Annotated in this window: 26 protein-coding genes; 7 read left to right on the plus strand and 19 right to left on the minus strand. The window is 40.2% G+C overall.

Features of this window, described 5'->3' with window-relative positions; all coding sequences use genetic code 11:
- Positions 1–4: 4 nt before the first annotated feature.
- Both ispF and LY11_RS18115 read left to right on the plus strand, forming a co-directional pair.
- A complete protein-coding gene (gene ispF / locus LY11_RS18110; protein ID WP_068405202.1) occupies positions 5–481 on the plus strand; it encodes a 2-C-methyl-D-erythritol 2,4-cyclodiphosphate synthase in 477 nt (158 codons plus the stop codon).
- Positions 482–527: 46 nt separating this feature from the next.
- A complete protein-coding gene (locus LY11_RS18115) occupies positions 528–743 on the plus strand; it encodes a hypothetical protein (protein WP_146610870.1) in 216 nt (71 codons plus the stop codon).
- 65 nt (positions 744–808) lie between these two features.
- Here LY11_RS18115 and LY11_RS18120 read toward each other — a convergent pair whose 3' ends face one another.
- The 9 genes from LY11_RS18120 to LY11_RS18160 form a co-directional block, all read right to left on the minus strand.
- A complete protein-coding gene (locus LY11_RS18120) occupies positions 809–1681 on the minus strand; it encodes a pirin family protein (RefSeq protein ID WP_111635058.1) in 873 nt (290 codons plus the stop codon).
- A 64-nt stretch (positions 1682–1745) separates the two neighbouring features.
- On the minus strand, positions 1746–2276 hold the full coding sequence (locus LY11_RS18125) for a YceI family protein (RefSeq protein ID WP_111635059.1): 531 nt from the start codon (positions 2274–2276) through the stop codon (positions 1746–1748).
- Positions 2277–2362: 86 nt separating this feature from the next.
- Entirely contained in the window at positions 2363–2950 is a 588-nt protein-coding gene (locus LY11_RS18130) for a Crp/Fnr family transcriptional regulator (RefSeq protein WP_068405211.1), read from the minus strand.
- Positions 2951–2967: 17 nt separating this feature from the next.
- The gene (locus tag LY11_RS18135) at positions 2968–3126 is read right to left on the minus strand and encodes a FeoB-associated Cys-rich membrane protein (protein ID WP_111635060.1); all 159 of its coding nucleotides are present in this window, start codon (positions 3124–3126) and stop codon (positions 2968–2970) included.
- A 50-nt stretch (positions 3127–3176) separates the two neighbouring features.
- Complete coding sequence (locus LY11_RS18140; protein ID WP_111635061.1) at positions 3177–4370, minus strand: hypothetical protein; 1194 nt, start codon at positions 4368–4370, stop codon at positions 3177–3179.
- 1 nt (position 4371) lies between these two features.
- Positions 4372–5202 carry a type 1 glutamine amidotransferase gene (locus LY11_RS18145; protein ID WP_111635062.1) on the minus strand — a complete coding sequence of 277 codons (831 nt, stop codon included), beginning with the start codon at positions 5200–5202 and terminating at the stop codon, positions 4372–4374.
- Complete coding sequence (locus LY11_RS18150; protein ID WP_111635063.1) at positions 5199–6305, minus strand: carboxylate-amine ligase; 1107 nt, start codon at positions 6303–6305, stop codon at positions 5199–5201. Before LY11_RS18150 ends, LY11_RS18145 begins: the two co-directional genes overlap by 4 nt.
- A 21-nt stretch (positions 6306–6326) precedes the next feature.
- Positions 6327–7601: a hypothetical protein gene (locus LY11_RS18155; protein ID WP_111635064.1), complete on the minus strand. Its 1275-nt coding sequence runs from the start codon at positions 7599–7601 to the stop codon at positions 6327–6329.
- A 39-nt stretch (positions 7602–7640) separates the two neighbouring features.
- Positions 7641–8384, minus strand: a complete 744-nt coding sequence (locus tag LY11_RS18160; RefSeq protein WP_211321592.1) for an esterase family protein — start codon at positions 8382–8384, stop codon at positions 7641–7643.
- A gap of 186 nt (positions 8385–8570) precedes the next feature.
- On the opposite strand from LY11_RS18160, the gene LY11_RS18165 reads away from it, so the two are divergent.
- Positions 8571–9392 carry an alpha/beta hydrolase gene (locus LY11_RS18165; protein ID WP_111635065.1) on the plus strand — a complete coding sequence of 274 codons (822 nt, stop codon included), beginning with the start codon at positions 8571–8573 and terminating at the stop codon, positions 9390–9392.
- A 61-nt stretch (positions 9393–9453) separates the two neighbouring features.
- Here the strand turns inward: LY11_RS18165 and LY11_RS18170 are convergent, their stop codons facing one another.
- Positions 9454–10125 (minus strand): oxidoreductase, encoded by a 672-nt coding sequence (locus LY11_RS18170; protein ID WP_111635066.1) that lies wholly within the window; start codon positions 10123–10125, stop codon positions 9454–9456.
- Between the two features lie 279 nt (positions 10126–10404).
- Between LY11_RS18170 and typA the strand changes: the two genes are divergently transcribed.
- From typA to LY11_RS18185, 3 genes are all read left to right on the plus strand, one after another.
- On the plus strand, positions 10405–12207 hold the full coding sequence (gene typA, locus LY11_RS18175) for a translational GTPase TypA (RefSeq protein WP_111635067.1): 1803 nt from the start codon (positions 10405–10407) through the stop codon (positions 12205–12207).
- 119 nt (positions 12208–12326) lie between these two features.
- A complete protein-coding gene (locus LY11_RS18180) occupies positions 12327–13043 on the plus strand; it encodes a 3-ketoacyl-ACP reductase (protein ID WP_111635068.1) in 717 nt (238 codons plus the stop codon).
- Positions 13044–13071: 28 nt separating this feature from the next.
- Positions 13072–14292: a serine hydrolase domain-containing protein gene (locus LY11_RS18185; protein WP_111635069.1), complete on the plus strand. Its 1221-nt coding sequence runs from the start codon at positions 13072–13074 to the stop codon at positions 14290–14292.
- Between the two features lie 101 nt (positions 14293–14393).
- On the opposite strand, the gene LY11_RS18190 is transcribed toward LY11_RS18185, so the two are convergent.
- Together LY11_RS18190 and LY11_RS18195 are read right to left on the minus strand one after the other, a co-directional pair.
- Complete coding sequence (locus tag LY11_RS18190; RefSeq protein ID WP_111635070.1) at positions 14394–15146, minus strand: glycosyltransferase family 2 protein; 753 nt, start codon at positions 15144–15146, stop codon at positions 14394–14396.
- A gap of 18 nt (positions 15147–15164) precedes the next feature.
- Positions 15165–16436, minus strand: a complete 1272-nt coding sequence (locus LY11_RS18195; protein WP_111635071.1) for a glycosyltransferase — start codon at positions 16434–16436, stop codon at positions 15165–15167.
- A gap of 246 nt (positions 16437–16682) precedes the next feature.
- Between LY11_RS18195 and LY11_RS18200 the strand changes: the two genes are divergently transcribed.
- The gene (locus LY11_RS18200; protein ID WP_111635072.1) at positions 16683–17435 is read left to right on the plus strand and encodes a class I SAM-dependent methyltransferase; all 753 of its coding nucleotides are present in this window, start codon (positions 16683–16685) and stop codon (positions 17433–17435) included.
- Between the two features lie 350 nt (positions 17436–17785).
- Here the strand turns inward: LY11_RS18200 and LY11_RS18205 are convergent, their stop codons facing one another.
- The 7 genes from LY11_RS18205 to LY11_RS18235 all read right to left on the minus strand — a co-directional run bounded on the left by LY11_RS18205 (position 17786) and on the right by LY11_RS18235 (position 23936).
- Positions 17786–18691: a glycosyltransferase gene (locus LY11_RS18205; protein WP_111635073.1), complete on the minus strand. Its 906-nt coding sequence runs from the start codon at positions 18689–18691 to the stop codon at positions 17786–17788.
- 3 nt (positions 18692–18694) lie between these two features.
- Positions 18695–19456, minus strand: a complete 762-nt coding sequence (locus tag LY11_RS18210; RefSeq protein WP_111635074.1) for a class I SAM-dependent methyltransferase — start codon at positions 19454–19456, stop codon at positions 18695–18697.
- Between the two features lie 69 nt (positions 19457–19525).
- Positions 19526–20866: a flippase gene (locus tag LY11_RS18215; protein WP_111635075.1), complete on the minus strand. Its 1341-nt coding sequence runs from the start codon at positions 20864–20866 to the stop codon at positions 19526–19528.
- A gap of 18 nt (positions 20867–20884) precedes the next feature.
- Positions 20885–21397, minus strand: coding sequence for a DinB family protein (locus LY11_RS18220; RefSeq protein ID WP_111635076.1), 513 nt, complete (start codon positions 21395–21397; stop codon positions 20885–20887).
- 94 nt (positions 21398–21491) lie between these two features.
- Complete coding sequence (locus LY11_RS18225) at positions 21492–22181, minus strand: YjjG family noncanonical pyrimidine nucleotidase (RefSeq protein WP_111635077.1); 690 nt, start codon at positions 22179–22181, stop codon at positions 21492–21494.
- On the minus strand, positions 22181–22825 hold the full coding sequence (gene upp / locus LY11_RS18230; protein ID WP_111635078.1) for a uracil phosphoribosyltransferase: 645 nt from the start codon (positions 22823–22825) through the stop codon (positions 22181–22183). The genes LY11_RS18225 and upp overlap by 1 nt, the downstream gene beginning before the upstream one ends.
- Positions 22815–23936 carry a DUF7033 domain-containing protein gene (locus LY11_RS18235; protein ID WP_111635079.1) on the minus strand — a complete coding sequence of 374 codons (1122 nt, stop codon included), beginning with the start codon at positions 23934–23936 and terminating at the stop codon, positions 22815–22817. Before LY11_RS18235 ends, upp begins: the two co-directional genes overlap by 11 nt.
- Between the last annotated feature and the right edge of the window lie 18 nt (positions 23937–23954).

Genomic DNA, 23954 nt, shown 5'->3' on the forward strand with positions numbered 1-23954 from the left:
AAAAATGAAGATTAAAGTAGGATTTGGATTTGACGTACACCAGTTAAAAGGTGGTCATCCATTCGTGGTTGGAGGAGTGAATCTTGAACACCATCAGGGAGCATTTGGACATTCAGATGCCGATGTTTTATTACATGCAATTTGTGATGCTTTATTAGGGGCTGCGAACCTTCGCGATATTGGCTTCCATTTTAAAAATACAGACCCAAGATGGAAAGGGATCAGCAGTGTTATCCTTTTGCAGGAAACAGTTAAATTGCTTACCGAAAAAGGCTGGAGCATTGGAAATATCGATGCAATGCTTTGTCTGGAAGCGCCCAAAATCAATCCTCATATTCCACAAATGCAGCAAAATATAGCTGATGCTATCGGCATGTCAACAGAAGATATTTCCATTAAAGCAACCACGAATGAAACGATGGGTTTTATTGGCAGGGAAGAAGGAGTGGTTGCCTATGCGGTTTGCCTGATTGAAAAATAAAAAACAATTGGTGCTGCAAGGGCGTTGTTTAGAAAAACCCCTTATTATGAAAAAATCATTCCAATGTTTACTCGTAGCAGGAATAACAGCCATTTCTATTTCATCCTGTACCATGGGTGATAAAGGAAGTGAGAAAGTTCCTGATTCAGTAAAAATAGATACTAATATCAAGGCTTCTTCACAGCCAGCACAGCAAAAGAGTTCTGATACTACGCTAATTGATAGTTTGCAGACAGATCACTCCAAGCCAGTTAAAAAATAATAAAGCCGCTGAGTCATAAGATTCAGCGGCTTTATTATTTAAGATCGGTTTGATCTCTTTGAAAATTAATCTTCGAGATAACCGAATTTACCCTCGTTATAATCGCTGATTGCCAATTTTATTTCTGCCTGATTGTTCATTAAGAACGGCCCGTATTGTGCAATTGGCTCATGGATAGGTTCCCCACTTAAAACCAGGATAATACTGTTTTCTGAAGCCTTAACACGGATTTCCTCTCCATCATTCTTAAAATATACGAATTCATTTGCAGCTGCTTGCGCTCCATTGATGACCAGGTTGCCTTCTACAATCAATATACCTGTATTAAAATCTACCGGAAAATTGAATATAGCTTCCCCATCAGCATTTAAACGTACATTATATACATTCATAGGACTGAAAGTGGTGGCGGCTCCTTTGACATCCTTATACTCACCTGCGATAACTTCTGCCGTTCCTGCATTTTCCGGTAAAATGTATCTTCCGATAGTATCATTTTGGATCGCCTGATACTTAGGTTTACTCATTTTATCTTTAGCAGGCAGATTTACCCACAGCTGAACCATTTGAAAAGCACCGCCCTTCCTGCTGAATTCCTTTTCATGATACTCTTTATGAAGGATACCACTTGCTGCTGTCATCCACTGTACATCACCAGGGTAAATAACCCCACTGTTTCCGGCGCTGTCATGATGTGCAATTGCACCATGGTAAGCAATCGTCACGGTTTCAAAACCACGGTGCGGATGTACTCCAACACCGCGTAACTGATTCGTTGGCGGAAGTTCCATTTTATCATTAAAATCGAGCATATAGAAAGGGCTCATTTTAATTTTATAGCCTCCCGGGAAAAAGTTACTCACTTTAAACCCATCACCGACCATGTGTGGTGTTGGTGCGGCTAAAACAGCCGAAACAGATTTTATAGTGGTTTCCATAAGCAATCGTTTTTGTAGCAGGTAATTGAACAGGTATTCGAACAGGTGTTAAAAAGGTTGTTGACTAGGCTTGTTTTGCAAATTGCAATTCACCTAATATTTTAACTTCCTCACCTAACATTACACCGCCAGTTTCTAATGCAGCATTGTAAGTCAGACCGAAATCAGTTCTGTTAATTTTTCCTTTGATCGTAAAACCAGCTTTCGTATTTCCCCATGGATCTTGTGCAGTTCCGCCAAATTCAACATCTAAAATAACTGGTTTAGTTACATCTTTGATAGTCAGGTCACCTTTCAATTGATAATCGTCACCATCTTTAGTAAACGATGTTGATACAAAAGAAATAGAAGGGAAGTCTGCAGCATTAAAGAAATCACCACTTTTCAGGTGACCGTCTCTGTCTTTGTTACTTGTGTCGATAGAATCAACACCTGCTTTGAAAGAAACAGCTGCATGTTCGAAATTATCATTTTCAGTATCTAATTCTGCAGAAAATTCATTGAAACTACCAGTTACGGTAGAGATCATCAAATGTTTTACTTTAAATTGAAGTTCACTGTGTGTTGGATCTAATACCCATTTAGTAGTTGCCATAATCTTTAGTTTTAATATTGGTTTTTATTATAACACAAATCTAAAGCTAATGTTAGGCGTGGATGTTGATGTATGATAAGAAATAATTAAACTTTGAAATGTTTGTGTGCGAGGTCTTTACGTACCCTGCTCAAAGATTCCGGCGTGATACCGAGATAAGAGGCAATCATCCATTGCGGCACACGAAGTGTCAGGTTAGGATATAGTTTGATAAAATCAAGGTATCTTTCTTCAGCAGTTGCACTTAATAACATATTGATCCTTTTTTGCATAAAGCGGATCGAATTGTTCAGCATGGTATAATTAAGATCAGCAAAACAAGGGATGTTTTTCGCTGCATCATCGAAATAGTTTTTAGGGATCTGTAAGACAGTTGTGCGTTCTACGGCATCAATATAGAAATCGGAAGGTTCATTGAAAAGGCTGTTTCTTTCAGACATCCACCAGTTCTCAGGAGCAAACTGAATAATGTTGACCTTTGCCTTGCTATCAATGGAATAGCAGCGTAGGAGTCCTTCAGTTACAAAATAACCCTTGGAATTGATTTCTCCGGGCGCAACAAGCACCTGGTTTTTTTCAATGACTTTGACCTTAATATCTCTTGAAATCAGTTCAAACTGCTCATCAGTTACTGTAATTCTTTTTTGCAGGTAATCTTTAAGCTGTTGGAACATATGGATATAGATGAAAACTATTTACTCTTAGTTTCAATATTTGAGAAATCTACACCACATTTACAATTAGATCCGCACCCACCACTTTTTGGGGATACGGCGCGATAAATGATGCGGCCTATATAAAATAATGCTGCAACAAATAAAAGGCCTACTAAAATAGCTTGAATATCCATAATACAATTATAATCAATTGATTTATTCAGGGAGTCTGTTAAATGTAAATTTACTGGGCCATTAGTCCCACAGTGCCGCCTACCCAGTCAAAATCGGCATTATAACGTACGCCTATCATTTTTCCCCTGCTTAAACGGGCTAGGTTAATACACAATTGCGGCTCTTCTCCATCCGGCCAGATATAGAGCAATCTGAGCTCTGCTTTAACCAGGCCGTCGGGCGATTGTACCACGGGTTCGTAATTCACTTTTCGCTGTAAAATCCAGTTTTCCGGATCAGTTATTCCGGTTATATCAGCCTTGCTGACATCTATAATCACCCCCATCCCGGCAAATGAAAATAAAGGTTTGAGTACGTAGTTCTCTAAATCTTCAGGAATAACTTCAATGGTATTGAGAAACCGGGTTTCAGGTACAAATTCATTCTTTAAAAAGGGCATGGTGAACTTGCTGATCCTGTAAAACCAATTGGGGTGTGTAATCCATTCGATGTCCAGGTTTTCTCTCGGATCGAAACTGGGCTTAAATAATTCCTGTTGCGTACTTACTTCATCAAAAATCAGGCGGTTATAAATCCTTCTTAAGCGTGTTTTTCTTCCTTGCTCCTTATAAAATAGCTGATTACCTTCTTTAAAAATATCTGTTAAACTTAGAATGCGGATGCCTAAATGTTTTGCAGTTACAAAGAAATCAATGGCCGTTTTCTGATTTGGCGCATCAATATCCATTAAGGCAACCTCTTCAGGTGCAAAAGGTCCCAGGATTACTTTTTTTAATAGTGCGATATAACTTTGCTGATCTATTCCATTAAAAAAAGGACTGAAATCTGCAAGTTCGTCCAGTTCGAAAGCCTCTTTGTAAGCATCGGCCAAATGTGCCTGAAAACCAAATAACGAAGGGAAGCCCTGCATTTCTATCAGACGCGGTACTAATCTGCCCTTTTCATCTTTACAAATACCAAAATCGAATGCTAAAAAATGAGGATGATCATTTTCATTGGGTACTATCCATTCTTTGGGAATTGCACTATCAGTAAGTGCTTTGAAATCGGGCTGTTTGATTAATTTGATAATTTCTTCACCTGCTTCGATCAGCTGATTTTTTAAATCTTCAGGAATGAAGACAGGTGTTTCGGCAAATCTGATTGTTAAGGGCGGATAATCTTTCCCAAGTGTATGTAAAAAGTTTACATACTTTTCTTTGGTAAAGTTCCGGTTAAAATATTCCCTATAAGTACGGACCATATCAGGCTTCTTTAAGAGATTGAATAGCTTCGGTTAAAAAATTGGGTAATATAGTTTTTTGTGTCAGCAGGATTCTGTCCGGATTGTCCAGGCTTTCCAGCATATCCAGGTATTTTTCTTCCCCATGTGCAGCAATAATGGTGTTTTTCTTTTCTTCTTCCAGTAAATATAACCTCATTCCTTCCGGATCTGCCTCTGGATGAAACTGTGTGCCCACAAATTCTTTAGAGAAACGAATGGACATCACACAGCGTTCCAGATCAACATGGGGACGTTCTTTCTCGAGTGCTAAAACTTCTGCCCCGGTTTTATTAAAAGTTTCATCCTCTGCGTCTACGACCTGCCAGTCTCTGCTATCAATTGCATAAAATGGATTAGTCAGGCCCGCATAAATAATATCATTTTCTCCCTGTTCTGTTAAAGTGACCGGGAAAATTCCGAAGGCGTTAGACTTACGCTCAGTAACGAGCCCTAAATTGTATTTGCGGCACGCCATCTGAAAAGAGTGGCAAATTAAGAAGGCATACTTTTTATCCTCATGTGATTGATTGTAGGCTTCCAGGTCATCCAGCAGCTTGAAAAATGAGCTTTCCCATTCCTGACCCTCTCCCTCATAAGGGCTGCCCGGGCCACCACTTGAAATATAAATATCGAATTCCGTTCCCGGAATTTCATCTTTTACCCTCAGATCGAATACCTGGATAGATAAATTCAGTGCATGATCTTCTTTATAAGTGGAAACAATATTCAGAATACCCCTCAATCCCTGGTTAGGGAATCCATTATTCATGTCTATTACCGCAACTTTAATTTCTTTTAGCTGTTCTGTCATCCGTGTGCCCCGATTAAAGTTTGTGAAGTAATGTAATCTACAACCGATTCAAAGCTGCCTGTTTGTGAATAAATTGCCAGTTGCCGGTCAGCGCCTGTACCGTTTTCAAGGATCTTGTGGATATAATTAAGATCCTCTCTGCAGCCTAGTTCGTCCACCACGTCATCTACAAAGTCCAATAATTCCAAAACGAGGTTACGGCAATTGATTTCCATTTCTTTGCCGAAATCGATCAGGTTCCCATCAATTCCATAACGGGCAGCCCGCCATTTGTTCTCATTGATCAGTGCCCTTGAATAATTGATAAAGCTCATGTTTTGCAGGCGAAGCTTATACAATTTAGCGCAAAGTGCCTGAAACAAGGCTACAAAAGCCATCGTTTCATCGATCAGCATCGGACAATCACAAATTCTGAATTCAATGGTTTCAAAGAAGGGGTGTACGCGGATGTCCCACCATATCTTTTTGGCATTATCAATACTATTGGTTTTAATCAATAGCTTGACATAGTTATCATAATCCTCGATACTATTGAATACATCGGGGATACCTGTTCTTGGAAACTTATCAAAGATCTTGGTTCTGTATGATTTATACCCGGTGTTTCTGCCTTCCCAAAAAGGTGAATTTGTAGATAAAGCAAATACATGGGGCAGAAAATAGCGTACCTGGTTGGCAATATGAATGGCCAGTTCCCGCGATTGGAAACCCACATGAACGTGCAGACCGAAAATCAGGTTGGAACGTGCGGCCTCCTGAAGTTCGTTGACAATTTCGCTATATCTTGGATGCTCAGTGATCAATTGCTTTTCCCAGTGTGAAAAAGGATGGGTTCCTGAAGCGCCAATACGCAGACCTTGCTCACCCGCAAGCACTGATACCGTATGGCGCAATTGCGATATTTCCCGCCGTGCCTGTTCCGTATTTTTACAAATGCCGGTCCCAACTTCCACAACTGCCTGGTGCATTTCTGCTTTCACCTGATCTTTGTGGATTTTTTGCGCAGCCTCCACTATTTTCTGATCATGAGAGGTTAGCTCGCGCGTAACCGGATCAATGACCATATATTCTTCTTCTACACCGAGCGTAAATTCATTCATCATCTTGAAACCTCCTTATTGAATCTATTTTTTCTTTGCTGCCGCTGTTTTACCAGTGGTTGCAGGTTTTGCTTTTTTAGCAGGTTCATCACTTTTGGCTGCTGTTTTAGGTTTCGCCGAGCTCGTTGTTTTAGGCTTCGCTGAACTTTCTTTTTTAGGCTTCGCTGAACTTTCTGTTGCAGGCTTTGCTGAATTTTCTGTTGCAGACTTTACTGAGCTTTTCGGTTTAGTTTTCACTGAACTTTCTATTGAACTTTCTGTTGCAGGTTTCGCCGAACTTTCTTTTTTAGGCTTCGCCGGACCTACCGCTTCAGCCGAAACTGCTTTTCCAGGCTTAACAACACCAGTTAAAGGTTTTCCGGCAATAGCCGATCTCAAATATTCGCCCCAAGTTAAGTTATCCTGACCATCAACCTGCGCTTTTGCTCTTTCTATCGCATATTTAGCCGAATGTTCTACTACCCAGTCAAAATTTTCCTGGCCCACACTGGCAATATCTGCATCAGGTGCAGGGTTGCAGAAATCAATAGCATAAGGGATTCCATCGCGCACGGCAAATTCTACCGTGTTAAAATCATACCCTAAATACTCATTTAGCTTTATCACATAATCATGAATAGTCTTTATCAGTTTTTCGTTAACAGCCTTTTCATCTACCGCATATCTTAAATGTGCAGGATTACGCGGCTCATATTGCATGATGCGCACATATTTTCCTCCGATACAATAACATCTGAAATACTCGTCAAACTCAATTTCCTCCTGCAGCATCATCACATGCTGATTCGTCTGGCTATGCTTATCAAAAAATTCTTCTTTGTTATTTAACTTATAAACTTCTTTCCAGCCTCCGCCGTCAAAAGGTTTCATATAGGCAGGAAAACCCGTGTATTCAAAAATATTATCCCAATCAAAAGGAAAAGCCAGGTTGCTGAAAGAATTTTCATTCGTATCATCTGGTCTTGCATGAGAAGGAATCAACGCCGTTTTAGGTACAGGTATCCCTAATTTGAGAGCCAGTGCATTGTTAAAAAACTTTTCATCAGCACTCCACCAAAAAGGATTGTTGATTACTGCTGTTCCCGTAATCGCTGCATTTTTCAGCAATGCTCTGTAAAAAGGAACATCCTGAGAAATCCGGTCAATAATTACAGCGTAGCCTAACGGTTCGGCTTGAAATATCTTATCAATATTGACAAATTCCGCCTGGAAATCTTTGCCTCCTAATTCATTTACACGTTTCACGAAGGCTTCAGGAAATGATCGTTCCTGTCCGAATAAGATGCCAATTTTCTTCATAGATTTTTATAATTAGGTAAGCGCTTTTTTATGATTTTGTTATATTCTTGCTAAATAATCCGGGAACATCTGTCGCCATACTGGCCAGTCATGGTCCGCATCAGGTCTGATGTCCAGCCAATGGTTTATGTTTTTCTGCTGAAGGATGCCTGATAAACGTTCATTAAAAGGCCGGCAAATATCACGGTCTGCGGTGCCCAGTATAATATTGATGTTCCAGAGGTCAGGGGCCTGATCATTCGGAAGAAAATCAACAGGGTTATTGTAATAAATATCCAGGTTATAAAAACCATCTGTCTGCGGTGTAATATCAAACGTTCCGCTCATGCTGAACAGATGACTCACTAAAGAAGGATGTTTGAAGGCGAAATTGGCCGCATGATAACCACCAAAACTACAACCAGCCACAACTACTTTTTGATAACCTGTTTCCTGAACTGCCATTGGGAAAAGCTCTTCAACCAGCATTTTATCATACCAGGAATGGTTATGTGCACGATCTGCCGGAGAAATATCTTTATTATACCAGCTCATTGCATCGATACTATCCGGACAATATATTTTGATTTTCCCCTGCTCAATCAGGTGTTGTACCGAAGCAATCAGACCGAAATCTTTTGTTTCATAATAACGGCCTTTACTTGTTGGGAAAAGCAGGACTGGCTGGCCGCTATGGCCATAAATCAGAAGTTCTATCTCGCCGCTCAAATTGGGGCTGTACCATTTCTTATATTCTTCTTTCACGCCTTTCCGATTAGTATATTGAAGATATGTAAAACTCATTCAAACCCAAAAGGTTTTGCCAATTTATTCTTATCCGGTATCGATTCATTAAAGCTGTATAAGTTTTAGTATAAAAACATCAACTGAATGGAATTAGCTTGCTTTTACACTCAAAAAAATAGATAAATTATTTACGGAGATTGTTAAATTTGCAGGGAATTTGTGAGAAAGGGAATTCGTTGAATTATGTATAATACTAAGTCTGTTCTTGGGTTAACACCCGTCATCTGTCAATTGGAGTCTGTTCACTTACAGCGTATAGTGGAAATAGAATTATTTTATCCTTCGGGTTTGCTGGGCAATGAAAAGTTGAATTTATTACTGTTAAACGATGGGCAGGATGCAGCAGGACTAAACCTGCAGGAGACGCTGAGCAGCCTGTATGAAGACAAGAAAATTGAACCCGTTGTTGTGGCTGCAATTAAAGCTTCCGCAGATCGTCTCCAGGAATATGGTGTTGCCGGTGTTCTTGACTTTGCAGCAAGAGGCAGCAAGGCTGACGCATATTCCAAATTCATTACGCTTGAATTAATGCCGTTCCTGGAAAATGAAACAGGAATGCCTTTTCTTGGCAAACGTGCATTCGCAGGATGTTCATTAGGCGGACTGACAGCTTTTGATATTGTCTGGAAAAACGATACTTTTTTTGATATTGCCGGAGTTTTCTCTGGTTCTTTCTGGTGGAGGAAAAAAGACCTGAAAGATGGCTATACCGATGATGACCGGATTATGCACCAGGTGATCAGGGATACAGAAGGACAACCTGCGGTGAAGTTTTGGCTGATGACCGGAACAGAGGATGAAACCGCTGACCGTAACCGTAATTTTATCATTGACTCTATTGATGATACCATTGATATTATCAAAGAATTAACCAAAAAAGGTTATAAAAGACAAGATGATATTTTTTACTATGAAATGGTAGGGGGAAAGCACAACGTTGCAACATGGGGTAAAGCATTACCATCGTTTTTATGCTGGGCATTTCCAAGGAAAACATTTTTATAATACAGCTTAAAAATTTTTACAGTAGCTGATTTTGATCTTGCAGCCCTATAGCATAAAGGTCTTACAGCACATCACTTAAAGCCTGAATCTGATCAGAAGGATGTGTAAATATCCCTTTCTGGTCATTTAAAGACTGTGCAACCATCACTTTTGCCACAGCGCCTACTTTAATACTCCTGTACTTTCTCCATTTACCCACCAAAAGTGGGTTGATAATGTGCATCAGCTTGTTCATCATACTTTCCCCGAAGCGTTTTTGTGACCTTTCCCCGTCCAGTAAAGAAGGGCGGTAGATATGGATACTCTTGAACGGAATCGCTTTCAGATCGCGTTCTACTTCTCCTTTTGTTCTGTTATAAAAAAAAGAAGAGGTTTCGTCCGCGCCCATGGCAGAAACTAGATGATAACTTTCTGCACCATTTTTAAGTGCTATCCGGGCGACATCCAGTGGATATTGATAGTCTATCTGACGATATTGCTGCTGATCAGGAGTCTGGCTTTTGGTTGTGCCAAGGCAGCAGAACACTGCATTTCCTTTAATGTCTGCCGCAAACGTATTAAGGCGGTCAAAATCTATTACCAGTTGATTTAACTTAGGATGCTGTATCGTTAATTTCTTGCGGACCAGTACCAGCACCTCCGTATAATGTATATCATCTAATAAGTCCTGTAATAAACTCCGGCCTATAGATCCGCTTGCACCAACCAGTATTGCTTTCCTATGTTCTGTCATAAACGTTATCTTTCAGCTTATTGTTAACTCTTTTTCAGCTGATCATTTCTGCGCAGCTGCTCAATCTTTAAAGATCACTTTTTCTGTTAAAAAACAGGTAATATCAATTTCTTTCTTTGTAGATCAGACAGTTTTGTTACACAATCATCTTTGAATAAGATGAAAAGAAATTTAGCGCCGGGATTGCTTTTTATGCGAAATATATTGACATAGTCCTAGTTGATAGGCTGATATATCAATTATTTACGTTATCTTTGCGCCAAAATTTAGGCGCATTTTATGCAAAAAATAAGAAACATAGCTATTATAGCACACGTTGACCACGGTAAAACTACATTGGTTGATAAGATTTTACACACTTGTTCTATTTTTCGTGACAACGAGCAAACAGGTGACTTAATACTTGACAATAACGACCTGGAAAGAGAACGTGGTATTACGATCGTTTCCAAAAACGTTTCAGTAATGTACAAGGATATTAAAATTAATATCATTGATACACCTGGTCACGCCGATTTCGGTGGTGAAGTTGAACGTGTATTAAAAATGGCTGATGGTGTATTGTTGTTATGCGATGCGTTTGAAGGTGCAATGCCTCAAACTCGTTTCGTAACTCAAAAAGCTTTGGCTTTAGGTTTGAAACCTATTGTTGTTGTAAATAAAGTAGACAAAGAAAACTGTCGTCCTGAAGAGGTTTATGAGCAGATTTTCGAATTGTTCTTTAACCTTGAAGCTACAGAAGATCAGTTGGATTTCCCTGTAATCTACGGTTCATCTAAACAAGGATGGATGAGTACTGATTACACTAAACCAACTACAGATATTTTCCCTTTATTAGATGCAGTTGTTGCTAACATTCCAGCTCCACCACTAATTGAAGGAACTTTACAAATGCAGATCACTTCGTTAGATTATTCATCTTTCGTAGGTCGTATCGCAGTTGGACGTGTTCACCGCGGATCAATTAAAGAAAACCAACCGGTTACTTTAATCAAACGTGATGGTAAAATGGTAAAATCAAGAGTAAAAGAATTATACACTTTCGAAGGATTAGGTAAAATTCGTACTACTGAAGTAAGTTCAGGTGATATTTGCGCAGTTGTAGGTATTGATGGATTTGACATCGGTGATACTATTGCTGATTTTGAAGCTCCTGAGCAATTACCAGTTATCAAAATTGATGAGCCGACTATGAACATGCTGTTCACAATCAACAACTCACCATTTTTCGGTAAAGAAGGTAAATTTGTTACTTCTCAACGTATCAAAGAACGTTTGTACAAAGAGATGGAGAAAAACCTTGCCTTGAAAGTTGTAGAAACTGAATCACCTGATGCTTATTTAGTATACGGTAGAGGTATTCTGCATTTATCAGTATTAATCGAGACTATGCGTCGCGAAGGGTACGAAATTCAGGTAGGACAACCACAGGTAATTATCAAAGAAATTGATGGTAAGAAATGTGAGCCGGTTGAAACACTGATCGTTGACGTTCCGGGTGAAGTTGCTGGTAAAGTAATTGAGCTGGTTACACAACGTAAAGGTGAACTGTTGATCATGGAGCCAAAAGGTGATTTACAACATTTAGAGTTTGAAATCCCTGCACGTGGTATCATTGGATTAAGAAATAACGTATTAACTGCTACAGGTGGTGAAGCGATTATGGCTCACCGTTTCAAAGCTTATGAGCCTTGGAAAGGTACTATTCCTGGAAGATTGAATGGTGTATTGGTTTCTATGGAAAAAGGAAGCACAACGGCTTATTCAATTGATAAATTACAGGATCGTGGTCGTTTCTTCGTTGATCCGGGTGTTGATGTTTATGAAGGTCAGATTATGGGTGAGCACATCCGTGATAATGATTTAGTAGTAAACATTGTTAAAGGAAAAGCTTTAACTAACATGCGTGCATCAGGTACAGATGATAGTAACCGTATTGCTCCGGCAATTAAGTTCTCTCTGGAAGAAGCAATGGAATACATCCAGGCTGATGAGTACATTGAAATCACTCCGTTAAGTATGCGTTTACGTAAAATTCACTTAACTGAAGCTGAACGTAAAATAAAAGGTAAAAACTTCTAAGACCTTATAAATTGAGTATGAATCCCGTAAGTATTTGCTTACGGGATTTTTTGTTTTAAGCCTATTTTGAGATCGTTTAAAACAAAGTTTCTTAGTTTTGTAGCTCAATAAATTATATCATGGAATCATTAAAAGGAAAAAATGCACTGATTACAGGTGCTGGTAAAGGAATTGGTCGTGCTTTGGCGATTGCCCTTGCGCAAGAAGGGGTGAATGTGGGGCTGATTGCAAGAACAGAAGCTGACTTGCAGAATGTAGCGGAAGAACTAAAATCTTTTAATGTTCATGTCGCTATCGCAACTGCGGATGTCGCTTCCATAGACTCTGTGAATACTGCTGTAGCAAAAGTAAAAACTGATTTAGGGGCTATAGATATTCTGATCAACAATGCTGGTATCAGCTCTTTTGGTTCCTTTATGGAATTAGAGCCAGCCAGATGGGAAGAGATTGTAAAAGTTAACCTGTTCGGTGCTTATTACGTAACCCGTGCCGTTCTGCCAGAAATGATAGACCGTAAAACCGGCGACATCGTGAATATTTCTTCTACAGCAGGTCAGCGTGGTGCTGCGGTAACCAGTGCTTATAGCGCTTCTAAATTTGCATTAATTGGTCTTTCTGAATCTCTGATGCAAGAAGTCCGCAAACATAATATCCGTGTAACTACTTTAACGCCAAGCACAGTGGCTACAGATATGGCGAAAGACCTGAAGCTTACTGACGGAAATCCTGACAAAGTAATGCAACCTGAAGATCTTGCAGAATTAGTGGTAAGTCAATTGAAATTAAACCGCAGAGTTTTTGTGAAAGAGGCGGGGCTTTGGTCTACAAATCCATAATACAAACTCATACTATAAGTTCTATGATATGAAACGGATTCTCTACTGGCTTGCGGCGGTAACTTTAGTTATTGTGCTCCTTTTTGTGGTACTGTTCACCTGGCGGCCTGAACTGGTGCGGGTTTTACGCTACCAATCTCCCGATGCCAATACTTATAAAATATTCCCGCAAGCCATTATCCAGCCCTCAGACGCTGCTTTTCATTTTGTAAAAGCAGCAGCTAACCGGGACGACCTTGATACTATCCAGGTGCTGAACTGGAAAAATGAATCCGTACCCTTCACCACCTATCTGAAAGACGGGAAAGCGAATCTCTTTATGGTTATCAGAAATGATACTATTATCTATCAGAAATTTGCCCCCGGTTATAGTGATACCACGCTGACTACACTTTTCTCAGTCGCCAAAACAATGGTTTCTATGCTGACTGGCGAAGCATTAGCATCAGGCAAGATTAAAAACCTCGACGATCACCTTACTCAGTACGTTCCTGAGCTGAAAAATAATCCCGCATTCAATCAGATCACGCTGAGAAACCTGTTGGAAATGAAATCCGGTTTAGAATTCAAGGATGTTTACGGAGGGATAATAGCTGCTTTCTTATCAGATGAGGCAAAATACTATTATACTGAGGATATCAAAAAAGAACTGCTTCAGGTAAAGCTGGCAAACAAACCCGGCACTGTCTGGAAATATAAAAGTATAGATGCTTTCCTGTTAACCTGGGCACTGGAAAATGCAACAGGTCAGAAAGCTGCCACCTACTTTCAGGATGAAATCTGGAAGAAAATAGGGACTGCCTATCCGGCAAGTTTCGGGTTAGACCATCCAGACGGATTCGCTAACACAGCCAGCAGATTTCAGTCAACCGCTATAGATTTAGCTAAACTCGGCCGTCTCTACCTGAATAAAGGACGTTATAATGGAAACCAGGTGATTCCTGAGCAATGGGTTAATCAATCTGTCAATCTGGGAAAGGAAGAAACTCCTGCAAACGCTAAAGGCTGGCAGAAATCGGCTCATCACTACTTATGGTGGGTTCCGCAACAAGGTGTGACCGGAGATTACGCTGCAGAAGGAATGAGAGGACAAAGACTGTACATTGATCCTTTGACCCATACGATCATTGTTCAATTTTCGGAAAAAGGGGCAGGGGGCTATCCTTTCAGAAAGGTCAGTCGTTATCTATCGGGCTTGCCCTTTACTTATCCGAAGAACCCACCTTTAGAATCAGCGATCAGTCAATAGAAAAGTATAACAATAAAACAGTATAGCAGTATAATAATAGAAAAATATAACAATAGAAAAAAAGAATACAGCAATCAGGACTTAATTCTTACCCATGATCCTTAATCGTTGGTTTTCTTATGCTTCACATAATATTGCGTCAGGTTGATTGCGATCCAGAAATGATTAACCAGGTTTGGGATCAATCCGTAATACTTATGAAAAATGCGGAAACGCTCCTTTAAACTCGCAAAATGTTTCTGTTTCGATATTCCGCCAACCAGATATTTCGCTACATAAAGCTGCGTATTCACAATACTTGATGCTTTTTTCGCAGCCTTAATAATCCAGTCAATATCAGAGCTGTATTTATATTTTAAATCATAAGGCTCTGCTAAACTGCGTTTCACATAAATTGCCTGGTGACTAATGCTCATTCCGTGCTTAAAACTGCGCCAGCTAAAACATTCCGGTGCACGGTGTCTCCTTTGTCCTAAGCTCTGCCAGTTATCATTAAACATTTCTGTTTCCCCATAATAAATATCAGCTCCGGGTGCAGTATCAAAAATATCCGTTACCGTTTCAGGCGCATAGATTTCGTCCCCCGAGTTCATGAACAGGATATAATCGCCCGTGGCTAATTTCAAACCCTTATTCATCGCATCATAAATTCCCTTATCTTTTTCAGAAATAAACTGTGCCAGCCGGGACTTATACTTATAAATTATATCTTTTGTTCCATCCGTTGAAGCGCCGTCAATCAGGATATATTCAATATTCGGGTACGTCTGATTTAATACCGAAAGCATAGTACGTTCGATATCCCTTACATTATTATATACGATGGTAATGACACTAAGCTTTGGCTGCAACATGAAATAAAATATAATTGATTAACGTGGATGTAAATTGATCAGGGATTGATATAAAGCAATGTGTTTATCAGCAATAACTGCTTCAGAAAAATGGGTAAGTATCGTTAAACGGGCTCCCTTCTGAATCTCTGCTGCATTTTCCTCATGGTATAACCACTCCATTCCTGTGGCCAGATCCTCAGCAGATTCATAATCCGCCAGGTACCCGTTCACCAGATGTTCCACCATATCCGGAATCCCACCTGTTTTAAAGGCCACTACGGGAGTTGCGCAAGCCAGGCTCTCCATAACCGTATTCGGCAGATTATCTTCAAGAGAAGCCGTAATAAACACGTCTGCGGCCGAATAGCACTTCGCCAGGTGTGCATCATTATCTATTTTGCCCAGGTAAGTGGTCTTAAAAGGGAAAACAGGCACATCAGTCTGGTCCTTATTGCCAAAGATCAGTAACTCTATATTTTCTTTGACGATACCCGGTCTGGTAGCCAGGTCGTTCATTGCTGCTATCAAATAATCCGTCCCCTTATGTTTATCATTATTAGAAGGCATAAACCCGCTCATTAAAACGAATTTATCAGGATTAATATTCAAAGACCTTTTGGCTTCCGCCTTTACATAAGGCTTAAAAACCTGAGTTTCGATAGTATTGGGAATAACTGTCGTTTCGCGGGCCCCCATTAAACTGCTGAACTTGACAGAGTCTGCCATCCAGCGGCTTGGAGCAACGATATGAAAACCCAGATTCGCATATCCTTTCTTCTTGCTTACCCAGTTCCAGTGAGAAATATCATTTGGGCCACTAATCTTTAACAGCGGGCAGGAGCCACACTGCTTATGAAAATTCTCACAAGCATACCTCACATGGCAGCCTCCCGTGAAAGCATTGCTATCATGGAAAGTCCAGACGATCGGTTTATCCAGCTCTTCCAGTTCGGCCAGCTTTTTCGGTGTTAAAAACCCATGATTAATCCAGTGAATATGAATCAGGTCCGCCTCCTTCAATGCGGCATTGTCAATTACAGAGCGGCCGAACCACTGCAAAGAAAAAGGGGTTTTCAGCGCTTTCGTTAAAAATTTGGCGAGGTACCTTTCGGCGAGAATATTGAAAATGGCCCTTCCCTTTTGAAAGAGACTTTTGCTGAACGAATCTGCTTTGGTACTCTCCTTAAACTGGTAATAAACCATCACGCGGGATTCAACGCCATTTGCCTGCAGCGCATCACTTAACCGGAGGCAAGCTCTTCCAGCCCCACCGTTTCCCTCGTATGTATTTAAATGGATTATCTTCAACAGTTCAAAATTACATATAATTGTTATCCTTTATTCGATGCTCAGCACAAATTTATCACCTAAATTTCAGCGGCCCCCTAATTTTTTAACTGTTTTCGGTTGAATATAATTAATTTTACGTTTCCCAAAATAAATAAAGAAACATATTTTTCTTCCATTTAACGTCAGATGCACAAACTCTAGTACCCCATTTGACGTTATTAACCAGAAGAGCACAAACAAAAAACGAAAAGAAACAAAAACAACATGGATAACCTTTTAACAGACAGACAATTTTGGGTAAACTATTGGGAAAGCAAAACAGGCCTGTCGGTGAATATCCCTGCAAACTACCTCTTTCATAAAGAGCTTACGACCATCGCTCAAACCCAAAAAGTAAAAACTGCCATAGAACTCGGAGGTTTTCCCGGCTACTACGCCGTCTTCCTTAAAAAATACCTGAAACTGGATGTTACCCTTTTAGACTACTTTGTCCATCAGCCCGTAACCAACGACCTGCTCAAAGCCAACAACCTGAAAGAAAGTGATATTCACAGCATAGAAACCGATCTGTTCAACCATAAAGAAACCCAGCAATACGACCTCGTTCTATCCTGCGGTTTGATCGAGCACTTTAATGACACCGCCGACATTATTCAGCGCCATATAGACTTCGTGAAACCAGGAGGGACCCTGTTCATTACCCTGCCTAACTTCAAAGCCATCAACGGCTGGTTTCAGAAATCCTTTGACCGGGCCAACTACGGCAAACACAATATCTCCTGCATGGACCCTGCCCTGCTTGCTGAAATCTGCAAAAAAGCAGGTCTTGAAGTTATCCAGTCTAAATACTTCGGACACTTCAGCATCTGGCTTGAAAACGAAAAACAACGCTCAGCCGGCGTAAAACTCTTAAAAAAATCCATATGGATTGCCGGTAAAGTATTCACGAAAATACTCCCGTTCAACTCCCGTCAATTATCCCCATATATCATCCTGGAAGCCAGAAAACACAAATAAAAGCAATTCTGAAGCTTCAGTAAGTAGTATCGTCCGGATATTGAACCAGTTTTTCCTTCAGAAAGTTTCAGGAATGGGTTTCTTCCGGATATAGAACCAGTTTTTTTCTTCAGAAAGTTTCAGGAGAGGGGGGATGTATATTTTTATTCTAAAAACATAACCTAATCTGCACCCTGCCCAACCGCCCCCAATATTTGAAAACCAGCTCTTCTTTTTAAGTTAAAGCAGTGCGACTTGTCCTGCCTGTTGAGAAATTAAAAACCTCCGATACTGTAGGTGACCAGCGTTGGTTTTACCAACAAAGGGCACCGACAGTATCGGAGGTTTTTAGATTTCCCTGGTGGAGAAACCTACTTCAAAAGACCAATCCCTTTCAAATACCTCTTCACCCGATCTACAAAACTCCCCTTCCTCGTACTTAAAAAACCTTTAATAACCTGATAAGCTAATAAATTCTCCTCAACAACCTCTGGAAAAACCTTTACCCTTCTCGGATTAATGATCACATTATAAATATCATTGATTCCAGAATGTACCCCAGAACCATCATGACCAATATTATTCACTAACGACTGGCTTGGATTCAACGTCAACCCACCCCTTAAAAACACCGAAGCATACCACCTGATAGCCCATGAATTATTCTTTCCATTCTTAAAATCCTTCATCTGTTTCCAGAAATTCATTTTGTGTTCAATAGAGAACTCAGCCCTTTTTCTCGCATCAAACTGCTTCATCAACACGTCAATATTCGGCTCAAAATGCTGCCACGCCCTGTCCCACGTTGCCCAGCCCCAGCTCGTTGCCGCTCTGTAAAAAAAAGTTTCCGGTAACGTATTCTCCTTCAGCGGGTACATATAAGCGCCAATGTGCATCACCTTATCCTGCTCACGATACCTATTCAGCGCATCATTAAAATAAGTCAGCGTATAAGGCGAAGTCACCAGGTCATCCTCAAAAACAATCACCTGCTTATAATCCTTTACCAATCTGCTTACCCCTGCAATCACAGACTCAGCAAGACCCATATTACTCTTTCTTTCGATAATCTCTACAGACTTGAACCCCTCGATATGCTTTAGTAACTCCCTTACCTCCCTCACATTCTCCTGCTCAGCCTCTGACCCGGGGCCATCAGAAAAAACAAATAACCGGCTTTCAGCTGCCAGTTCATTCTGTCTCAAAAACTTAAGCGTACGTTCAGTATGCTTAGGCCTGTTGTAAACAAATAAGGCAATAGGAGCGAAACTTTGCATGAATTAAAATATTTGAAGTGTCTGACTTGATTTCTTGGTTAAAACGGTATACGCATTCGCATATTGTTCCTGCTTTTTGGTTCCCAGTAAATTTCCAACGAATTTCTTGATCCGGTATTCCAGCTCGATCCTTAACACCTTTGAAAAAGTCTTAGGTGCTTTATTATTGACGAACTGGTTGAACTTAATCGTTTCCGTAGGTGTCAGGGAAACCTGGTCATCGATGATCTCTAAACCCTCACTCTGTAATAAAAAACGAAGCGAAGTAGGCGTATACATATTAATATGGCCATAATCCAGGAAATGTTTCATCCTTTTATCTACCCCGAAACGATAGTCCAGAGGAACTTCGACCACGATATGTTTAGCCACACGCTTTAACTCCCGGATCAGCACACGTTCATGCTCTACATGTTCCAGTACATGGGCTAAAATAACCAGGTCAAACTCATCATCCGCATAAGGGATCTGGTAACCATCAAAACTTTGTACCTCTTTCAACCTGCTTAAACCGCGGCTCTGAATCAGTTCAACACCGGTATCCGCAATTTCCAGTGCATAAAGTTCCTTGCCGAAATTCCACTCGTTTAAAAAATGGAGAATACTGCCATCACCCGCACCAACTTCCAGTACCTTAACTGGTTGGATACTCTTGCAAACATACATGATGTTTTTTGCCTTAGCTTCCGCCCCAAGCATGCGCCAGGTTGTATCGGTCTGTGTATAAAAATTGTCGTATGCTGATTTTACTTCATCGCTTAACATGGCAAAAATTCTTTTAAGATGTAATACTAAATTCTGAAAAATCCGGATAAACCCAGCCGCTGCTTAAAGCTAAACATGCGGTGAATTTTTCTGACTATTGAATATTTTTTGAAACACAGTGAACAAAAATAATGATTTTAACATCATTATACCCTGATCCCTGGTTTTGGGAATTAATAAAAGATAAAAAGCACTGACCGCACAAGCGATTAAAGTAGCGATCGACGCACCTACACCACCATATTTAGGGATCAGCCATAAATTCAGTAAAATATTGACTATGGCACCCGTTGCTGTCCGCTGAAAAGAGATCATCGTATAACCCTCTGCCAGTAAATACTGTGAACTCGCGCTGCCCAGGAAAACGAATAACCCCGACCAGATATGTATTGCTAACATTTGTCCAGCGCCATTATAGGTATCCCCATAAAGAAACTGGATAATAAACGGCGCTAAAAAGGTGATCACTACCGCTACCGGTAAACTAATAAATACCAGTAAATCATATAAATTCCTTAAACGTTTCTGATACCGGCCCAGATCAGTCTTCCGCGCATGAATTAAAGCCGGAAAAACAGACGTTACAATAGCAACAGGGATAAAAAACCAAGCCTCACTTATTTTTGCTGCCGCGCTGTAAATACCAACCTCAACACTACCTACACTTTTTAACATCACCTGGTCAATCTTCATATAGATAGAAACCATCACTGCCGAAAGGATCAGCGGAAAAGACTGTTTCAATAAACTAATAGCCCTTTTGCGGCTAAAAGTCCACGTAAACAAACTAAATCCCCTTTGATGATACATGTAAACCAGGCCAGCAGCAAGCGCAACACTGTCAAAAGTCAGCGAAGCTGCAAAATAGATCAGTGGCATTTTAAAAACAACCAATAAGACCTTCACTACAGCAGATAAGACCACACAAATATTCTGAACCTTAACTACGTATTTTGAAGCAACCTGCGATTGAAAATAAGAATCAATCACATTGAACGACTTGAAAAAAGAAGCAAAAGACAAGATTAAAATAATTAAGGTCAGGGAATCGCCCGGTTTTTCAGTATACGTATGAAAAAGTAAGTAAATACCGACCGTAATAGGGATTAATAACGCATTTACCCCTAAACGCATCAATAAAGAAGTCCCTAGAATTTCATCTTTTTTCTGCGGCTCATTCAAAATTTCCCGGATGATAAAAGTGTCCAGGCCTAAAGCACCGACAGCTGCGATAATCATCGTAAAAGCATCCGCAAAACTTAATTCTCCGAAAGAAGAAGCCCGAAGATACCGCGCAATCACAAAGCCAACTACCATGCTCAGGATCTTCCCAAACATCAGCCAACCCGTATTTTTAAAATACTTGTTAAACGCTTCCTCGTCAAAACCTTTTAAACCCGGTAATTTCATCCGCGCAAAGATGTGAAATTAAAAACTCTTCTCAATTCGCTTTAATTGTTTCAAATGATGTTTTAAATGGATTTCCATAAAACGGAACCATTGTGACGCATTGAGATAACCTAAACGTGGATGGCGGGTTTTAAGTGCAGGATCTGCCAGGTGAAGCTGGCTGTAAACCATATTCAGCTGTTCCACAAACTCTTCTATAAATTCAGCAGCAGCCTCTTTTGTAATTTTACTTTCCCTTCCGGCTAATGCTTTAGGTACTTTATATTTTGCCTTTGGAGGAAAGCTTCCGAAAAACAGGATCACCTTCACAATAAAAGCAGTGGGCTTTACTTTTCCTTCCCCCTTGATGCAGTTGTCAACTTCTTTAAGCGTCAATAAACTAATATCAAAAATATGAGCGTATACCTCACTGTAGGACCATCCCCCAATAGGTGGCGTTAACTGAAACTGACCTTCAGGAACCTTCCGTAAAAAATTATAATAATTAGCTGAAATATCTTTCAGCGAAGAAAAAACGGAAGAATTGCGCATAACTTAACTTATAGAATTAGAAATTTTAAACTCAGGTAACCACTAAAATAATGGCCTGAACCCAAACGGCTGTTCCGATTAAAACAGCAAATTGCTAAAAATGTTGCATTAATTCTTCCAGGTGCAAAATCTGCCACTCCACATCTGCAGGCTGTGCTATATTTAAAGGATTAAAGAAAATCGCTTTGATTCCGAAATCCTGCGCACCGCGAATATCTGCTTCCAGACTATCGCCAATCATGATACTCTCTTGCTTTTGAGCGCCCGCCTTTTGCAGTGCGTATTCGAAAATTGCACGGTCAGGTTTGTTCACACCCACATCTTCAGAAATAATTACATTCGAAAAATACGGGTTTAAATTACAAGCAGACATTTTAGTCAGGGTAGTTTCCTTGAACCCATTGGAGATAATATGCAGCGTATATTTTTGTTGTAAATAAGCCAGTACTTTTTCCGATCCTTCGAATAAGTTCTTCTTTCTGGGGCTCTGATTTACATAATCGGCTTCAAACCCTGGCGGAAGTAAATCCGGAGCTACCCCCAGTTGAACAAAAGTTCTGCTGAAACGCTCAGACCGCAATACTTCCTTGGTGATTTTCCCTAAATGATATTCCGCCCACAGCGAATGGTTATTTTCCGTATAAACATCGATGAATAAATCGCAGGCAGGGAGGCCCAGCAGATTCAATTCATACTGATGATATAATTCCGTTAAAGTTTCCCTCGCGTTTTTATCAAAATCCCAGATCGTATGGTCTAAATCAAAAAAGATATGTTTGATCATTAGATTTTTGTTCCGTAAGCAAGATCTCCTGCGTCACCTAATCCAGGTACGATATATGATTTAACGGTCATTTCATCATCTATTGCGCCTAACCATAATTTAGCATGTGGTAAGTTTGCACGTACATGTCTTACACCTTCAGCACTTGCAATAGCAGCGACAATATGTAATTCTTTAATTTTGTATTTCGCCATCAGTTCTTTACAGCACAGCACCATGCTTAAGCCAGTGGCCAGCATCGGATCAACCATAACTAAAACTCTGCCGGTTAAGTCAGGAGAAGAAATATAATCCACATGAATCTCTATCGTTCCTGCAGGATTTGACTTCCGGTAAGCGGTGACGAATGCAGCATCCGCACGGTCAAAGATATTCAGCATCCCTTGTTGCATAGGTAATCCGGCACGTAAAATCGTGGCCAGTACCGGCTGACTGTCCAGTGCTTTAGTTTTTGCAATCCCTAATGGAGTTTGTGTCTGCGAATCGTTATACGGTAAGTTTCTGCTGATCTCCCAGGCGAAAAATTCCCCCAGTCTTTCCAGGTTTTTACGGAAACGCATCGTATCCTTCTGTATATTTTCATCGCGCAATTCTGCCATGAAAATATTCGCAATAGAATTTGTTTTACTCAGGTCAAATATCATTTGACAAAGATAAAAAATTGCTTAACAATTGTGTGTATAGTCTTCTGCCAACTTTACCTTTACCGAATTCGGGCAGCGTTTCTTTATGCCATAACACGTAAAAATGGCCATTTAATAATTTGACATTCGTGATTAATTTTCCCCATTGATTGAGCGTTTCTTCAATGTTGAAAGTCCTGTTCTGCAGCAGGATAATATCATTGATAGCGACTGGATAAATCTGTAAATGCGTAGTTTTCTCCAGCTGCAGATCATACCAGAAAAAAGGGGTACAAGTGCCGGCTCTAAAACCAATGGTTGTATCATAACCCATTCTGTAGTCCTTAAGCACACCATATTTCAGCAATTGCAGATAACTCTTTGGAAAAGTGATCTGGCGGTCGCAAATCTGGTCTACCCCCGCAGAAGGTTTAAAAAAATAAACCGGGGACAGCCGGTATTTTTCATGCTGTTCATTCAGGAACAATGATAATCCGCTTCCCTTTGCCTGAGCGGCAGATCTGGGGCGTGAAATGAAAGGAATATTCCTTAAAAAATTAATTGCATGCTTAAAAATGTTAAAAGAGCTCATTCCCGGCGCATCATACATGCAGACCAGCGGAGTGAACTCAAATTTCTTTTGTCCGAAATGAAGTTTAGGATAACGCTTTAACAACAGATTTTTGAGCAGCAGTGCCCAGCCATCAATAACCGGAAATTCCAGCAGCTTCAATTTGGATTGTAAACTAGCTTCAGGAGGATAATTTCCTTCCGCATCCGGAGTAAAAGGAAGGTATTCTTCATAGCGGCTCACAAAATAAAACGCTGCAGCGAAAACATCAAATGGTAAACTGCTGTTATCAACTGCAAATGGGACTATCATATCCCCGAACGTTGTGGTTTTTATTGTTGGAGGCGAAATGGTATGTGCCAGCAGGAAATCGGAATTCTTAAAAAAAGGCTCATCGCCAACAGGCATATCAGAATAGGTGATTTTAGGCAATGCTGAAGCCTTAAATTCTTGCACGTTCGAACTGAACCCTGCCTGTGTTTTGAGGAGATCGGTGAAAATAAAGTTGAAAATATACTTTATCCTGGGCGTAAGTATGGGGACATATACCAGTAATTTCATGATGCCAATAAATTTAGG

Origin of the sequence: Pedobacter cryoconitis (assembly GCF_003259615.1) — a bacterium.
In the GTDB taxonomy this organism is placed as follows: domain Bacteria; phylum Bacteroidota; class Bacteroidia; order Sphingobacteriales; family Sphingobacteriaceae; genus Pedobacter; species Pedobacter cryoconitis.

Coding starts and splice junctions, on each gene's coding strand:
- ispF (WP_068405202.1), top strand. CDS start 5: ATGAAGATTAAAGTAGGATTTGGATTTGACGTACACCAGTTAAAAGGT.
- LY11_RS18115 (WP_146610870.1), top strand. CDS start 528: ATGAAAAAATCATTCCAATGTTTACTCGTAGCAGGAATAACAGCCATT.
- LY11_RS18120 (WP_111635058.1), bottom strand. CDS start 1,681: ATGGAAACCACTATAAAATCTGTTTCGGCTGTTTTAGCCGCACCAACA.
- LY11_RS18125 (WP_111635059.1), bottom strand. CDS start 2,276: ATGGCAACTACTAAATGGGTATTAGATCCAACACACAGTGAACTTCAA.
- LY11_RS18130 (WP_068405211.1), bottom strand. CDS start 2,950: ATGTTCCAACAGCTTAAAGATTACCTGCAAAAAAGAATTACAGTAACT.
- LY11_RS18135 (WP_111635060.1), bottom strand. CDS start 3,126: ATGGATATTCAAGCTATTTTAGTAGGCCTTTTATTTGTTGCAGCATTA.
- LY11_RS18140 (WP_111635061.1), bottom strand. CDS start 4,370: ATGGTCCGTACTTATAGGGAATATTTTAACCGGAACTTTACCAAAGAA.
- LY11_RS18145 (WP_111635062.1), bottom strand. CDS start 5,202: ATGACAGAACAGCTAAAAGAAATTAAAGTTGCGGTAATAGACATGAAT.
- LY11_RS18150 (WP_111635063.1), bottom strand. CDS start 6,305: ATGATGAATGAATTTACGCTCGGTGTAGAAGAAGAATATATGGTCATT.
- LY11_RS18155 (WP_111635064.1), bottom strand. CDS start 7,601: ATGAAGAAAATTGGCATCTTATTCGGACAGGAACGATCATTTCCTGAA.
- LY11_RS18160 (WP_211321592.1), bottom strand. CDS start 8,384: ATGAGTTTTACATATCTTCAATATACTAATCGGAAAGGCGTGAAAGAA.
- LY11_RS18165 (WP_111635065.1), top strand. CDS start 8,571: ATGTATAATACTAAGTCTGTTCTTGGGTTAACACCCGTCATCTGTCAA.
- LY11_RS18170 (WP_111635066.1), bottom strand. CDS start 10,125: ATGACAGAACATAGGAAAGCAATACTGGTTGGTGCAAGCGGATCTATA.
- typA (WP_111635067.1), top strand. CDS start 10,405: ATGCAAAAAATAAGAAACATAGCTATTATAGCACACGTTGACCACGGT.
- LY11_RS18180 (WP_111635068.1), top strand. CDS start 12,327: ATGGAATCATTAAAAGGAAAAAATGCACTGATTACAGGTGCTGGTAAA.
- LY11_RS18185 (WP_111635069.1), top strand. CDS start 13,072: ATGAAACGGATTCTCTACTGGCTTGCGGCGGTAACTTTAGTTATTGTG.
- LY11_RS18190 (WP_111635070.1), bottom strand. CDS start 15,146: ATGTTGCAGCCAAAGCTTAGTGTCATTACCATCGTATATAATAATGTA.
- LY11_RS18200 (WP_111635072.1), top strand. CDS start 16,683: ATGGATAACCTTTTAACAGACAGACAATTTTGGGTAAACTATTGGGAA.
- LY11_RS18205 (WP_111635073.1), bottom strand. CDS start 18,691: ATGCAAAGTTTCGCTCCTATTGCCTTATTTGTTTACAACAGGCCTAAG.
- LY11_RS18210 (WP_111635074.1), bottom strand. CDS start 19,456: ATGTTAAGCGATGAAGTAAAATCAGCATACGACAATTTTTATACACAG.
- LY11_RS18215 (WP_111635075.1), bottom strand. CDS start 20,866: ATGAAATTACCGGGTTTAAAAGGTTTTGACGAGGAAGCGTTTAACAAG.
- LY11_RS18220 (WP_111635076.1), bottom strand. CDS start 21,397: ATGCGCAATTCTTCCGTTTTTTCTTCGCTGAAAGATATTTCAGCTAAT.
- LY11_RS18225 (WP_111635077.1), bottom strand. CDS start 22,181: ATGATCAAACATATCTTTTTTGATTTAGACCATACGATCTGGGATTTT.
- upp (WP_111635078.1), bottom strand. CDS start 22,825: ATGATATTTGACCTGAGTAAAACAAATTCTATTGCGAATATTTTCATG.
- LY11_RS18235 (WP_111635079.1), bottom strand. CDS start 23,936: ATGAAATTACTGGTATATGTCCCCATACTTACGCCCAGGATAAAGTAT.